This window comes from Corallococcus terminator (assembly GCF_003611635.1).
Lineage (GTDB): Bacteria > Myxococcota > Myxococcia > Myxococcales > Myxococcaceae > Corallococcus > Corallococcus terminator.
The window spans coordinates 26,002-39,923 of the sequence record NZ_RAVZ01000042.1; the positions used below are offsets into that span (position 1 = coordinate 26,002).

Annotated in this window: 14 protein-coding genes; 9 read left to right on the forward strand and 5 right to left on the reverse strand. The window is 70.6% G+C overall.

The genetic code is table 11. The features are described 5' to 3' along the window. Positions 1-17: 17 nt before the first annotated feature. Complete coding sequence (locus D7V88_RS09010; RefSeq protein ID WP_120540208.1) at positions 18-1,112, reverse strand: alkene reductase; 1,095 nt, start codon at positions 1,110-1,112, stop codon at positions 18-20. A 55-nt stretch (positions 1,113-1,167) separates the two neighbouring features. On the opposite strand from D7V88_RS09010, the gene D7V88_RS09015 reads away from it, so the two are divergent. Then, positions 1,168-2,127 (forward strand): AraC family transcriptional regulator, encoded by a 960-nt coding sequence (locus D7V88_RS09015; RefSeq protein ID WP_244238065.1) that lies wholly within the window; start codon positions 1,168-1,170, stop codon positions 2,125-2,127. Here the strand turns inward: D7V88_RS09015 and D7V88_RS09020 are convergent. Beyond that, complete coding sequence (locus tag D7V88_RS09020; RefSeq protein WP_158625046.1) at positions 2,069-2,995, reverse strand: CPBP family intramembrane glutamic endopeptidase; 927 nt, start codon at positions 2,993-2,995, stop codon at positions 2,069-2,071. The genes D7V88_RS09015 and D7V88_RS09020 overlap by 59 nt on opposite strands. Before the next feature lie 157 nt (positions 2,996-3,152). On the opposite strand from D7V88_RS09020, the gene D7V88_RS09025 reads away from it, so the two are divergent. The 6 genes from D7V88_RS09025 to D7V88_RS09050 all read left to right on the forward strand — a co-directional run bounded on the left by D7V88_RS09025 (position 3,153) and on the right by D7V88_RS09050 (position 8,622). Further along, entirely contained in the window at positions 3,153-3,602 is a 450-nt protein-coding gene (locus tag D7V88_RS09025) for a Spy/CpxP family protein refolding chaperone (protein WP_120540211.1), read from the forward strand. A 127-nt stretch (positions 3,603-3,729) separates the two neighbouring features. Further along, complete coding sequence (locus tag D7V88_RS09030) at positions 3,730-4,539, forward strand: M14 family metallopeptidase (protein WP_120540212.1); 810 nt, start codon at positions 3,730-3,732, stop codon at positions 4,537-4,539. After that, on the forward strand, positions 4,536-5,420 hold the full coding sequence (locus D7V88_RS09035; RefSeq protein ID WP_120540213.1) for an aldo/keto reductase: 885 nt from the start codon (positions 4,536-4,538) through the stop codon (positions 5,418-5,420). The genes D7V88_RS09030 and D7V88_RS09035 overlap by 4 nt, the downstream gene beginning before the upstream one ends. A gap of 128 nt (positions 5,421-5,548) precedes the next feature. Then, complete coding sequence (locus D7V88_RS09040) at positions 5,549-5,830, forward strand: FruA-associating protein, FapA (protein WP_120540214.1); 282 nt, start codon at positions 5,549-5,551, stop codon at positions 5,828-5,830. Positions 5,831-5,932: 102 nt separating this feature from the next. Continuing rightward, positions 5,933-6,409, forward strand: coding sequence for a (2Fe-2S)-binding protein (locus D7V88_RS09045; protein ID WP_120540215.1), 477 nt, complete (start codon positions 5,933-5,935; stop codon positions 6,407-6,409). After that, a complete protein-coding gene (locus tag D7V88_RS09050; RefSeq protein ID WP_120540216.1) occupies positions 6,406-8,622 on the forward strand; it encodes a xanthine dehydrogenase family protein molybdopterin-binding subunit in 2,217 nt (738 codons plus the stop codon). The genes D7V88_RS09045 and D7V88_RS09050 overlap by 4 nt, the downstream gene beginning before the upstream one ends. On the opposite strand, the gene D7V88_RS09055 is transcribed toward D7V88_RS09050, so the two are convergent. Continuing rightward, positions 8,604-9,245, reverse strand: a complete 642-nt coding sequence (locus tag D7V88_RS09055; protein ID WP_120540221.1) for an Isoquinoline 1-oxidoreductase subunit — start codon at positions 9,243-9,245, stop codon at positions 8,604-8,606. The genes D7V88_RS09050 and D7V88_RS09055 overlap by 19 nt on opposite strands. A gap of 256 nt (positions 9,246-9,501) precedes the next feature. Here D7V88_RS09055 and D7V88_RS09060 point away from each other — a divergent pair, with 256 nt between their 5' ends. Next, positions 9,502-11,088: an amidohydrolase family protein gene (locus tag D7V88_RS09060; RefSeq protein WP_120540217.1), complete on the forward strand. Its 1,587-nt coding sequence runs from the start codon at positions 9,502-9,504 to the stop codon at positions 11,086-11,088. A 45-nt stretch (positions 11,089-11,133) separates the two neighbouring features. Here the strand turns inward: D7V88_RS09060 and D7V88_RS09065 are convergent, their stop codons facing one another. After that, positions 11,134-12,324 (reverse strand): substrate-binding domain-containing protein, encoded by a 1,191-nt coding sequence (locus D7V88_RS09065; protein WP_120540218.1) that lies wholly within the window; start codon positions 12,322-12,324, stop codon positions 11,134-11,136. A 177-nt stretch (positions 12,325-12,501) separates the two neighbouring features. Here D7V88_RS09065 and D7V88_RS09070 point away from each other — a divergent pair, with 177 nt between their 5' ends. Further along, positions 12,502-13,311: a hypothetical protein gene (locus tag D7V88_RS09070; protein ID WP_244238066.1), complete on the forward strand. Its 810-nt coding sequence runs from the start codon at positions 12,502-12,504 to the stop codon at positions 13,309-13,311. A gap of 19 nt (positions 13,312-13,330) precedes the next feature. On the opposite strand, the gene D7V88_RS09075 is transcribed toward D7V88_RS09070, so the two are convergent. Next, positions 13,331-13,922: molybdenum metabolism regulator (locus tag D7V88_RS09075; RefSeq protein WP_120540222.1), on the reverse strand; the 592-nt coding region annotated here is incomplete at its 5' end.

Here is a 13,922-nt window from a genome sequence, read left to right on the forward strand (position 1 = left end):
GACGTCCACCTCCTTCCTCAGTGCAACGCTGGGTAGTCCGTGTAGCCCTTCTCCTCGCCACCGTAGAGGGTGGCGACATCCGGAGGATTGAGCGGCGAATCGTTCCGGTAGCGCTCCGGCAGGTCCGGATTGGAGAGGAACGGCATGCCGTAGGAGACGAGGTCCGCTTCTCCCCGGGCGAGCGCCGCTTCGCCGGTCCGGGCGTCGTAGCCGGCGTTGACGATGAGGGCGCCCTGATAGGCCTTGCGCAGCAGCGGTGTGATGCGCTGCTCCGGGGACGGCGCCGGCGCCATGTGGCCAGACACCGCCTCCGACACGTGCAGGTAGCCAATCCCCAGGCGGTCGAGCTCACGGGCCAGATAGGTGAACGTCTCGACGGGGTTGGAGTCCTTCATGCCCACCATGGCGAACGACTGCGGCAGGATCCGGTAGCCCACCCGCTCCGCGCCCCAGACGCCCGCCACCGCGCGAGCCACCTCCAGCGGGAAGCGCGCCCGGTTCTCGATGCTGCCGCCGTAGGCATCGGTGCGCTGGTTGGAGCCATCCCGCAGGAACTGATCCAACAGGTAGCCGTTGGCGCCGTGCAGCTCGACCCCGTCGAAGCCCGCCTCCAGGGCGTTGCCCGCGCCGTGGCGGAACTGCTCCACGATGCCGGGAAGCTCCTCCAGTTCGAGCGCTCGCGGCGTCACCATGCGCGTGCGCCCCTTGGACGTGAAGACCTCTCCGTCATGCCCGATGGCGGAGGGCGCCACCGGCAACCGGCCGTCATGGAAGTCCGGGTGCGACACGCGCCCGACGTGCCACAACTGGGCGTAGATGCGCCCACCCGCCGCGTGGACGGCCTCCGTTACCCCCCTCCACCCCGCCACCTGTTCGGGCGAGTGGATGCCGGGCGTGCGGATGTACCCCACACCCTGGGGGCTGACCTGGGTGCCCTCGGAGATGATGAGTCCCGCCGAGGCCCGCTGCGCGTAATAGGTCGCCGCCAGGGGGTTGGGCACGTTGCCGTCGACCTGCGCCCGGCTTCGCGTCATGGGCGCCATCACCATCCGGTTCTTCAGGTCGAGGCGGCCCAGGCGGAAGGAAGAAAAGAGTTTCGAGGTGTTTGCCATGGCCAGAGAATGCGAGGGCCGCTATGGACGTGCCATGGCATCCAGTCCAAAAGAATTGACCGATCGTCCAAGCGCACAGGACGAGCAGTTCGCGGACGTGCTTGCGGACGTGCTGGATTCCATGCGGCTGTCCACCGTCATGCACGGTCGTTTCGAGTTGCACGCGCCCTGGGGCATCCAGTTCCCCGCGAGCCCCGGGGCGCACATCGTCCTCATCGCGCGCGGCGGTGCTCGCCTGGAGGTCGAGGGCCTTGAGGAGGCAGTCTCCCTCTCGGCCGGCGACCTGGCCCTGCTCCCGCATGGTGGAGCGCACACGCTTCGCGATGCGGAAGGCAGCCCGATCCACATCATCGGGCAGGGTGACTGCAAGCGGACCGGGGGGATCGGCTCGCTCCGGATGGGGGGCGACGGAGCCCGGACGGCCCTGGTCGCGAGCTCCTTCCGGCATGAAGTCACGCCCAGCACGCGGCTGTTCGATTCACTTCCGCGCCTCATCCACATCGCCGCGGACGACACCGCGACCACCCCCTCGCTCGCGTCGACCGTGCAGTTGCTCATCGCGGAGAGTGCTTCCTCCAGCCCGGGCGCGACCGTCGTGATGAGCCGGCTCGCGGACATCCTGCTCGTGCAGGCGATCCGGGCGCACATCGCGGGAGGCCAGTGTCAGGAGCATGGGTTGCGCGCGCTCGTGGATCCGCCGATAGGCAAGGCCCTCTCGCTCATCCACGAAAGGCCCACGGAGCCCTGGACCGTCGAGCGCCTTGCGACGGCCGTCGCCCTGTCACGGTCCGGCTTCGCCGCGCGCTTCAGCGCGCTCGTGGGAGAGCCGCCCCTGGAGTACCTGGCGCGGTGGCGGATGACGAAGGCCGCGCAGCTCCTGCGGGAGAGCACGCTTCCGCTGAGCGACGTCGCGACGGCCAGCGGCTACCAGAGCGAGGCTTCGTTCAACCGGGCCTTCAAACGCTGGGGTGGGAGTGCGCCAGGCGCGTACCGGCGCGACCACCGCCGGGCCTGAGCACCGCCACGGCACCCACCGTCAGCAGGGTGCACACGACCAGCAGCGCCACGTGCGTGGAGGTCGACAGCTCGGTGGCGGACGACGCGAAGCGGGTCAGGAGGAAGGACGTCGCGTTGTTGAGGATGTGGACGAACACGGGCAGGCGCACGCTGCCCGTGCGCTCCGCGAGCCAGCCCAGATACACGCCCAGCACCAGCGCCAGGGGGCTGTGGACCGGGTCCAGGTGCATGAAACCAAAGAGCGTCGCGGCCCCCATGATGCCGGCCTTCGGGCCCCAGCGCTGCACCAGCCGTGTCTGCACATAGCCCCGGAAGAACAGCTCCTCGCCCGTGCCAGCGACCAGCGTGCCGAAGAACATCAGCAGCGCGAACGTCCCCAGCGAGGCCTGGCTGGTGGCCTGCAATCCCTTCAGCGACGACGTCCAATCCCATACACCCGCGAGCACGCTCAGGCTCTCCATCGCCTGCCCCAGCGCGAAGCAGCCCACCAGCGCGGCCCCCCAGAGCCAGACAGGCAGGGAGGCCCCCGGACTCAGCCGCAGCCGCTCGCGCAGCGGACGCGGGGACAGCCACCCGCCCAGCAGTGCGACGCCCAGCCCCGTGAGGCTCGACAGCATCACGCCCGCCACGTGCAGCCAGGGCAGCAGCTTGATCTGCTCCATCATGGCCGCGACGTCCGGGGACTTCTCGCCGGTCCGGGCCATCTCCATCGCCACCGCGATGCCGGCGAAGAGGGCCCCCCCGATGATGAGCGTCACCAACATGAGCACGAACGCGAGGAACACCGTCCACACCCGCGGGCGTTCCGCGGTGGCGGGCAGCGGCGGAGGGACCTGGGTGACGGAAGGCTCGGACTGGGAATCCATGTCGCCCGACGTTAGTGGCCACGCCATTCCAAGTCGAATCGGGCAGCGCGCTCCCTACACACTTCTTCACGCCCCGCTCAAACCCTCGCAATGGTCGGCTCGCATATTGGCTCCAGTCAGGAAGCGGAAACAAACCCCACGACTGGAGAATCACACCATGAAGAAGACGCTCGTCATCGCCGGTACCGCCGTTGTCGCCGTCACCCTGCTCACCGGCTTCGGCTTCGGCGGCCGCGGTCACCACGGCTCGCCCGACCCGGAGCGCATCAAGCAGATGGTGACGTGGAAGCTGGACGACAAGCTGGATGACCTGGACGCCACCCAGGCGCAGCGCTCGTCCATCCACGCCGTGAAGGACCGCCTGCTCGCGGACGGCCAGCAGCTCATGGAGGGACAGCAGGCCGTCCGCACGGAGGCCCTCGCCCAGCTCGAATCGCCGACGCCCGACGCCGCGAAGCTGCACGCGCTGGTGGACTCGCGCATCGACGCGTTCCGCGCCTTCGCCCACAAGGCGACGGACGCCGTGCTGGAGATGCATCGCACGCTGACGCCGGCCCAGCGCCAGGAGCTGGCCACCGAATACCGCGAGCGCACCGGCCAGAAGTAGGCCCCTTCCCCGAGCGGCCCGTCCTCTTCCCGGGGCGGGCCGTTCGGGCTGCGCTCCGGCGGACAGATTCTTCACGACCGCGTGCTCCAGCGTGGGCAGGGCGTGCCCGCACGGATATGGTCGGACGGTGGATTACACCGACTACGCACGACGCATCCGTGCCCATGCCTCCCTGGGCGAACTCACCGAATACGGACAGGTGCACGAAGGCGGGCGCGACTACCCGCTCTTCCGCCTCATCGTCCCTGGCGAACGCTGGCTCGTCATCACCTCCGGCTTCCACGGCGAGGAACCCGCCGGGCCCCTGACGCTCGCCCAGCACCTGCCCGACGTCGTCGCCTACGCGAAGTCAAAGGGCGTGGGCCTGCGCGTCTACCCGTGCATCAACCCCTCCGGCTTCGAGGACGGCACGCGCTACAACCGCAGCGGCGAACATCCCAACAACGACTTCATGCGCTATGAAATCGCTCCCGGCGAGTGGCGCGGTGAGCTCATCGGCGACCCGACCATCCTGCGCTGGGCCCTGTACGACGGCGGCCCCAAGGAGACGCGCGCGGTGAGGACCGACCTGGCGCGCTTCCCGCCTCCCGACGCCGCGCTCGACATCCACCAGGACAACTACCTGGGCGGCGTCGCGACGTACGCGTACACCTTCGGGGACAAGGCCGCCTACGTCCCGATGATGGAGGCCTGCGCCCCGCACGCCACCGTGGTGCGCAGCCGCAAGGTGGATGACAACAGCTTCGCCGACGAGAACGGCTTCGTCGTCTTCCACGATGGCAGCGTCACCGACTGGTACACGCGCCAGGGCGTGCCGTACACCGCCGCGCTGGAGACCACCACGCCCACGCCGCGCGACGCGTGCGACGCCGTGAACCTCACCTGGATCCGCGGCTTCATCGACCTGGCCGCGCGTGGAGAAGGTCCCAAGCGATGATGCAGCGCCCTCTTGGAAACAGTGGCCTCACCGTCTCCGCGCTCGGCTTCGGCGCGGGCCCGGTGGGCAGCGAAGCGCTCAGTGACTCCGACGCGGGCGCGCTGCTGCACGGCGTGCTGGACGCGGGCATCACCCTCATCGACACCGCGCCCAGCTACGGCGCGTCCGAGGAGCGCATCGGCCGGCACCTCGCGTCGCGGCGCCGGGAGTTCGTGCTGTCCACCAAGTGCGGCTACGGCGTGCCCGGCGTGGAGGACTGGACGCCCGAATGCATCACGCGCGGCGTGGACCTGGCCCTCCAGCGCCTGCGCACCGACGTGCTGGACGTGCTGCACTTCCACTCGTGTCCCCCGGACGTGCTGCACCGCCCGGGCCTGCTGGACGCGCTCACCCGCGCGGTGCAGGCGGGCAAGGTGCGCGCCGCCGCCTATTCGGGCGACAACGCCGGACTGGACGCCGCGCTGGAGACAGGCGTGTTCGCGGTGGTGCAGACGTCCGTGAACCTCTTCGACCAGCGCTCGCTCGACCACGGCGTGGCGAAGGCCGTGTCGCGCGGCGTGGGCGTCATCGCCAAGCGGCCCCTGGCCAATGCCCCGTGGCGCTTCGCGGACGACCGGCCGGCCTCGCACGACGTGGGCGAGTACTGGGACCGGATGCGGCGCATGAACCTCCAGACGGACGGACTGTCCTGGCCGGAGCTGGCGCTGCGCTTCACCGCGTTCGCGCCCGGTGTCGCGACCTGCATCGTGGGCACCACGCAGTTGGAGAACCTACGCGCCAACGCGAGGACGCTGGAGAAGGGCGCGCTGCCCGAGCCCCTCGTCCACGCCATCCGGGACGCCTTCCGTCGGAATGATCACGGTTGGGACGGCGTTATCTGAGCAGCCCCCCGGGCCCGCCCTGACGTCAAGCGGTACGAGCCCTCCCCTTCCAAGTGATGTGCTTTCAACACCGGCCTCGTCCAGGGGGGCCGGGTGCCTGCTCTTGGGTCCATGCCGACCATCCGGACATGAACGAGATGCCAGAGTTTGAGAAGCAGGGAGAGTCGTCGGAGATTCACCCTTCGGAGCTGGACCTCCACATGGTGGAGCACACTCCGCAGGTGGCCTCCTGGCTGCGCATGCGGGCCAGCCAGTGGCTCGGCAACGCGCAGAAGGAGTTCAACGAGGCCGTCTTCTCGCGGGACGGTTCGGACGCGTCGCTGGACCGCTTCGCCGACGCCCGCTCGGAGCTGGACTCCGCCGAGGCCTGGGCCCTGCGCGTCGCGGACTTCCTGATGCGTCCGCAGTAGCGGCCCACGCTGACGGCAGGTGGACGTTCACCGCCAATGCCGGGCCCGGCGGGCGCCCCTGGCTTGATAGTTTTCGTGCCTCCCCAGGGAGGAGCCCCGCCGATGGCCTTCACGCTGAACGTCAACGGAGCACCCCACGTCATCGAGCCAGGTGAGGGCGAGGAAGACATTCCCCTCCTCTACGTGCTGCGTGACCACCTGCGCCTCAACGGAGCGAAGTACGGCTGCGGTGTGGGCCAGTGCGGCGCCTGCACCGTGCTGCGCGACGGCGCCCCGGTGCGCTCGTGCCTGGTGCCGGCAGCGTCCCTTCAAGGGCGGGAAGTCACCACGCTGGAGGGCCTGCGCGCGCCGGAGGGTACGCTGCACGCGCTCCAGAAGGCGTTCCTGGCCGAACAGGCCGGACAGTGCGCGTACTGCATCCCGGGGATGATCCTCTCGGCGGCGGGCCTGCTCCGACAGAAGCGCTCGCCCACCGAGGCCGACATCCGGACCGCGCTGGATGCGAACCTGTGCCGGTGTGGTTCACACAACCGCATCGTGCGCGCCGTCCAACGCGCGGCGGCGGAGCTGGCGGAATGAGCGCCCGCGTCTCCAGGCGTTCGGTGTTGCAGGGCTCGCTGGTGCTGGCCTTCTCGCTCGCGGGGCCCGCGCTCCTCGCGCAGACCTCGAAGCCGCGGTTGCCCGGCGACCTGGCGCGCACGCCCGGACTCGATGCGTGGTTGCGCATCGGCGCGGACGGTGTCGTCACGCTGATGACGGGCAAGGTGGAGTTGGGCCAGGGCATCCTCACCGCGCTGGGGCAGTTGTGCGCGGACGAACTGGACGTCGAACCTTCCCGGCTGCGCATCCTCTCCGGCGACACCCGCGTCTGTCCTCCCGAAGGCGTCACCGCCGGCAGCATGTCCATCCCCAACGCCGGCGCGGCCGTGCGTCAGGCGTCGGCGGAGGTGCGCGCGCTGCTCGTGTCCCTGGCCGCGGAGCGACTGCGCGTCCCGGCGAAGCGGCTGCGCGTCCAGGACGGCACCGTGAAGAACACCGGTGGCGGCGCGGTCACGTACTGGGCGCTCGTCGGTGGAAAGCGCTTGAACCGCGAGGCCACCGGCGCCGTCGCGCCCAAGCCCGCATCGCAGCGGCGCCACGCGGGCAAGCCCCTGCCCCGGGTGGACCTGCCCGCGAAGCTCACGGGCGAGCCCCGCTTCGTCCAGGACCTGCGTCCCGACACGCTGGTGCATGGGCGTGTCGTGCGCGCGCCCACGCCCGGCGCCTCCCTGACGGAGGTGGACACGGTGAAGGTGTCCGCGATGCCCGGCGTGCTCAAGGTGGTGCGGGACGGCGACTTCCTGGGCGTCATCGCCACGCGGGAATGGCAGGCCGTGAAGGCCGCCGCCGCCCTGGCCCTGGTCGCACGCTGGAAGGAAGGGCGGCCCCTGCCCGTGGATCCGCATGCGTGGTTGCTGTCACAGCCCACGCAGGACACGGTCATCCACCGCGTCGAGCGCCCCACCGACGTCGCCCCCGAGCGCATGCTGGAGGCCACCTACCGCCGGCCGTACCAGATGCATGCGTCCATCGGTCCCTCCTGCGCGGTGGCGGCGTGGGACGGCAGCACGCTGACCGTGGACACCCACAGCCAGAGTGTCTTTGAAACCTCCGAAGCCATCGCGAAGCTGCTGGGGCTCTCCAAGGACCAGGTGCACGGCCGGCACGTGGAGGGCTCCGGCTGCTATGGCCATAACGGCGCGGACGACGTAGCAGCCGATGCTGCCTTGCTCGCCCGTGCTCTGCCCGGTCGCGCCGTGCGCGTGCAGTGGTCCCGCGAGGATGAACACACCCAGGAGCCGTACGGCGCCGCCATGGTGACGAAGGTGCGTGCGGGCGTGGATGTGAATGGGGACGTGCTCGACTGGGATTACGCGCTGTGGTCCACGTCGCATGGCACCCGCCCCGGCGGCGAGCCCGGCAACCTGCTCGCGGGCCGTTCGCTGGCGAAGCCGTTCCGGCAGCCGACGCCCAGGAATGGCGGACCGCCGAACTACTCCGCCGACCGCAATGCCATCCCTCTGTATGCCTTTCCCGGCCAGCAGGTGACGACGCACTTCGTGACGGCGATGCCCCTGCGGGTGTCCTCGATGCGCGGCCTGGGCGCGTACGCGAATGTCTTCTCCATCGAGTCCTTCATGGACGAGCTGGCGCACGCGGCGGGCGTGGACCCGGCGACGTACCGCTTGCGGCAGCTCCAGGACGCACGGGCGAAGGCAGTCATCGCCCGCGCGACGGAGCGGTTCGGCTGGAACCGCTTCGAGCGCCGGCCGCACCACGGCCGGGGTCTGGCCTTCGCCCGGTACAAGAACCTGGCGACGTACTGCGCCGTGTGCCTGGAGGTCTTCGTGGATCCGGCGACGCACGCGCCGCGCGTGGTGCGCGCCGTCATCGCCGCCGACGCGGGCGAGGTCGTCAATCCGGACGGGCTCGCCAACCAGTTGGAGGGGGGCCTCCTCCAGTCACTGAGCTGGAGCCTGAAGGAGGCCGTCCGCCACGACGCCCGGCGCATCCTGTCGCGCGACTGGGAGGGCTATCCCATCCTCACCTTCTCCGAAGCGCCGTCCGTGGACGTGCAGCTCATCGACCGGCCGGAGGAGCCGTTCCTCGGCGCGGGAGAGGCGAGCCAGGGGCCCACGCCCGCGGCGCTCGCCAACGCCGTGTTCGATGCGACGGGGCTGCGCGTGCGCGACCTGCCGGTGACGCCAGAGCGACTGGCGGCGCTGCGACGGGCTCAGGGCGCCGGGCAGTAGGCCCCGGAGTCCACCCACGCCTGGAAGAGCTCACCGAACGCGGCCTGCGTGCCGGGCACCGGCTGGCGTCCTGGGCCCGGGTTCCAGCCCCAACCCACGAGCTCATCCTTCGCCATGTGGTGCTGGAGGGCCGCCAGGTCCTTGCCCCCGTTGCGCTTCGGATCCTTGAGCTGCTCGCAGATGGCGCCCAACGAGCGCCCCACCCACGCCATCTCCACGGGTGCCAGGGCCCACTTCGGGTTGCCCGGGATGCTGGCCACGGTGGTGCCCACCGTGGGCGTGTTCGTCGCCTGATGACAGGACGTGCAGGGCAGCCCCGGAGGACCGTGGCCGTCCGCTCCGCCCACCACCGCCGGGACGTGGGCGTGCTGCTGCATCCCCTGCCGGGGCCGGCCGTCCGCCGGGTGGCAGTTGGTGCAGCGCGGATGGGCAATCACCCGGCCCGCTTCCAGGAAGAGCGCCACCGAGCGCGCCTCCTTGTTCTCGATGTTCGAGAAGGACGCCACGGGACGGAGCGCATCCGGGGACACGGGAGGCTCCGTGGGAGCCTGCGTCGAACTCCGGCAGCCCGTGAGCGCGACGACTCCACACGACAGCACGAGGATGAACCGGTGGCTTCGCATGCCCGTCGAGCGTGACACGGGCGAAGGCCGCCCGGCCATCCTCGAAGGCGCCCTCCCCGCATCCAAGTGTCCACCTTCCGCCGGCCCCTTCATCCCTGGGTCGCAGATGTGTCAGGCGCTCTCTGCCCTGGGTCCGTCTTGAATTCATTGCCATACACATTCTCGTAAAACTGGATAGACGAGAAAAGTCCTTCTCGTTCTCCTCTGGAGGCTGTACGGAGCGCCCCCTTCCCTCCACAAGGACTGCCCCACCGCCATGATCAGATTCTCATCCTTCGCCATCGTCGCCGCGCTCGGCCTGAGTGCCTGCAATGAAGAGGATCCCGTCCCGCCGGTTGAGAAGACGCGAGAGGAGCGGGTCAACGAGCACATGGAGTCGCTGCGCAACGACTCCACGGCGCTCGGGAACTTCCTGTTCGCCATGCCCAAGGGTGGCGACCTGCACAGCCACACCTCCGGCGCCATCACCACGGAGAAGCTGATTGCCTGGGGTGCGGAGGACGGGGCGTGTGTGAACACGACGACCTACGTGGCCAGCAACCCGTGCGCGGCCGGCGCGGTGCCCCTGGCCCAGACGGAGACCGACCGTGCCTTCTATGACGCGGTGATGAGCGCCTGGTCCATGGAGGACCACCCGGGCCCCCTGCTGAGCGCGCACCAGCACTTCTTCGACGCCTTCGGCAAGTACGGCGCCGTGCAGCTCGATTCGCGCAATGACGACAGCTACGCGGACATCCTGTCGCGCGCGGGCCGGCACAACCAGGTCTACGTGGAGCTGATGCAAGGCTTTGGCGCGAGCACGGGCGGCCGGCTCGCCACGCCGCTGTTCACGTCCACGGATGTCTGGGACAAGGCGACCCTGCTGGCGAAGCGGCAGCAGCTCATCGCGCTGCCGGACTTCCAGAGCGCGCTGACGGCGCAGGTCACCAGCATCGCGAACACCCTGAAGGGGGCCCGCGAGCTGCTCCTGTGTGACACCGCCCAGGCGGACCCCGGCTGCACCGTGGACGTGCGCCTGCTCGTCTCCGCCAACCGCACGGCGGACCGGACGAACGTCTTCGGGCAGTGGGTGTATGCCTATGAGCTGGCCCAGAAGGTCCCCGAAATCGTCGGCGTGAACCTCGTGTCGCCGGAGGAGAACGCCAACTCGCTCGCGTTCTACCAGGATGAGATGTTCGCCCTGGGCACGCTCGACGACTTCAACGACCAGGAGGTCGGCCGCAAGCTGGTGCATGTGTCGCTGCACGCCGGGGAGCTCATCCCGTCGGTGCTCGGCGCGCAGGACCAGTCGCACATGAACTTCCACATCCGCGAGGCCGTGGAGAAGGCCCACGCGGAGCGCATCGGCCATGGCGCGGACGTGCTGAGCGAGACGGCCGGCGACGGCGCCGAGGACCTGCTGCGCGACATGAGCGCCGCGGGCGTGATGGTCGAAATCTGCCTCACCTCCAACCGCGTCCTGCTGGGCATGTCCGGCGACGCGCACCCGCTGGCCGCGTACCTGAAGAACAACGTGCCGGTGGCCCTGGCGACGGACGACTCCGGCATCCTGCGCGGGGACATCACCCAGGAGTACGTGGCCGCCGCCACCGCCCAGGGGCTCGACTACAAGACGCTCAAGAAGATGGCGCGCGCCAGCCTGGAGCATGCCTTCGCGGAGGGCGACAGCCTCTGGGTCCGCCGCGATGACTTCACCACCGTCGCGACCGCCTGCGCCTCCGACACGCCGGAGGGCACCCTGTCGGGGGCTTGCAGCGGCTTCCTCACCAACAACAAGCGGGCCTGGATGCAGTGGAAGCTGGAAATGCAGCTCGCCACCTTCGAGCGCATCGTCGCCCCGTGAGTCGTCGCCTTCGCGCCTCCGTCACGGGGGCGCGAGGGCAGCAGGTCAGCGCCCCACGCCGATGCGCGACCACAAATCCAACAGGGTGCGCAGCACGGCCGCGTCCGGCACCTCCGCCGCGGGCGGCACGTCCACCCGGATGCCATGGGCCGCAAGCCGCGTGAAGGGGTTGTCCGCGTCCGGTGTCTTCAGCGGCACCGACGGGTCCGCCGGCCGGAAGCCGAACGCCAGGGCCCGCGACTGCACCGGTTTGCTGCGCAGGAAGCCCACCCACTCCAGCGCGGCCTCACGCTGCGCGGGCGTCACCCAGTCCGCCTGGAGCACCGCCGCTGGATGGTCGCTCCACAGCGTCACCGGCGGGTAGTCCACCTGGAGCTGTCCCCACCGCCCCTGCGCATGGCCCAGTTGCGAGATGACCAGGCTCTCGTACACCAGCGCCAGGTCGTAGCGGGACGGGCCGAAGCGCACCAGGTCCGTCATGAAGATGCCGGTGGAGGGCTCGAAGCGCGTCACGCCCCGCTCCAGGCGCTTGAGCCATTCCTGGTAGCCCGGCGCCAGCAGGTCCTGCTGCTGAACTCCCGCGCGGCGCCCCAGGTACTCCAGCGTCGCGGACAGGAGCGCCTGGAGGCCGGAGTTGGATTTCGTCGGGTCGGTGTGGCCCAGCTTCACGAAGCCCCACTCCGCGGGGCCGCCCACCGCGGGCCAGCCCTGGTCGCTCGCCACGGCGCGCTGGAGCGTCTTCCATGACAGCCCCCCGCCTCCGCCCGCCTTGCGCAGCACCTCCATCCGGTCCTGCCAGCCCACGAAGACCAGCGGGGTGATGACCAGCGGCTGCGGCGCGGCGTCCCCCTGCGTCGCGAACAGCGGCCCGTGCGAGGCGTCCGTCGCCCAGTCCGCCGCGAGCATGCGCAGGACAGCGCTGTCCGCCGGACTCCACACCGTGGGCTGCTCGCGGCCCTCCAGGATGGCCTGGGCCGCGTCCAGTGAACCCCGTCCCACCAGCGTCACCCGCACGTGCGGGTGCGTCGTCTGGAACTCCGCGAGCGCCGCCTCCACCCACTCGCGCTTCTCCGTGCTGTAGAGGAAGGTGATGTCCGTCACCTTCCGGCGCGACGGCGGACGCACGGACTCCGGCTCAGACGCCACCGTGCGAGGCGAGTCCGGGGCCGCCAGCAGGTAGAACACCCCGAACGCCGCGGCCAGCACGCCAATGAGGAGAAGGACCCGGGGCTTCATGTCCCGCCTCGTACCCCGGGTCGCACCGCCTGGGACTTCGGCGACGGCATTGTCACAACCATGTCACTCACGCCTTCTCCCCCTGGCCGGCCGCCCACCGGATAGGGAACCCTCCGGATGCCGTCCTGAACGTTTGTTTGTCCTCAAAGCGGATGGCAGACTGGAGCCATGATGGCAATGGGTCGGCGAATCGCGCTCCTGGGACTGGGGGCGGTGTTGGGTGGATGCGCGGCGAAGCAGGCCCCTCCCATCCAGCACTACGCCCTGGGCATGTCGCGCGCGGAGTATCGGGACTACACGGGGGCGAAGGCGAGCCCTTGTGATTCGGAGCCGCGCTGGTTCTCCGACGAGCTGACGGCGGTGAACGGCCTGCTGGGGCGCTTCGTCCGGGAGACGGAGCACGCGCAGGACCCGAAGTCGCTGGACCAGCCCCAGCACCTGGCGCTGCTGGAAGAGGGGCTGCGCACGCTGCCCCCGGTGCTGAAGGTGCACGAAGGCAACCTCAAGGCCCTCCAGTCCTGCGACTTCCGGCGCACGGGGGCGTTCCCGGACCTGGCGAAGCTGGGCGCGGAGCGGGTGAAGGAGGCGCGCGGGCGACTGGCGATGGGTCCCCAGGTCCAGGCCGCCGCGGCGCTGCGCGAGGCCCAGCAGAAGTGGCGGGAGGAGGCCCCGGCGCGCGAGGAGAAGGCGCGCGGCACGTGGTGCTCCAAGTCTCCGCAGGTGGGCCAGCCGGACCTCTACTTCGCGCGGCAGTCGCCGGACGGGCACACCGAGTGGCTCTTCTGCGACGGGCACGTCGTGGACAAGACGGGCGACGGGGAGCCCACGCTCCTGAGCCCCCAGGGAATCTCCAAGGCGGAGCGGCGGCGGGTGCAGCCGAAGAAGTACCTGGACGCGGCGCGCGGCTACCCCACCGAGGAGATGGACCGCGAGCCCACCTCCGTCCCTGCCCCCGCTTCGGAGGCCGCGAGCGCCACGGAGGGGTAGCGCCAGGCCGCGCGTCCCGTCACGCCCCCAGCCGGGCGAGCCGCTTCGACAGGTGCGCGTCGCCACCGGCGTCCACCCCGCCGACGAAGGCCGCCAGCGAGCTGCCCGCGCCGCCCAGGTGGGCCTCCACGTGCGGCTTGAGGACGCTCCAGCGCTTCGCCCACGCGTCCTCGGAGCCGTCGCGCAGGTCCGGACGCTCCGCGAGGAGCGCCGTCACGCGCAGCGCCAGCTCCGGGTCGCCCAGCGTCCGCGCGGCCGCCACGCCCGTCGGCACGGAGCCCGCGGGCGCGGCCTTCCACATGTCCGTCGCACGCTGGAAGGCGGCCACGTCCACCGCGGACAGGAGCCCCAGCGCGTGGCGCACCGGCAACCGGCCCTCCGCCTTGGGGCCCACCACGTGCGCCATCAGCGCGGCGAAGGGCGCGGCCAGCGCGGGGTGCGCCGCCGGGTCCACGCCGCCCAGGGCCCGCAGCGCCCGCCGGGCCTTGCGCGCCAGCCGCGTCACCTTCCAACTGGGGCCCTTGAGGCGGGCCTGGAGCGAGCTCAGCGCGGCGCTCGCGGCGGCCACCAGCTCCGGGCCGGGCGTGGCGGGCGCGACGCGGCGGGGCCGC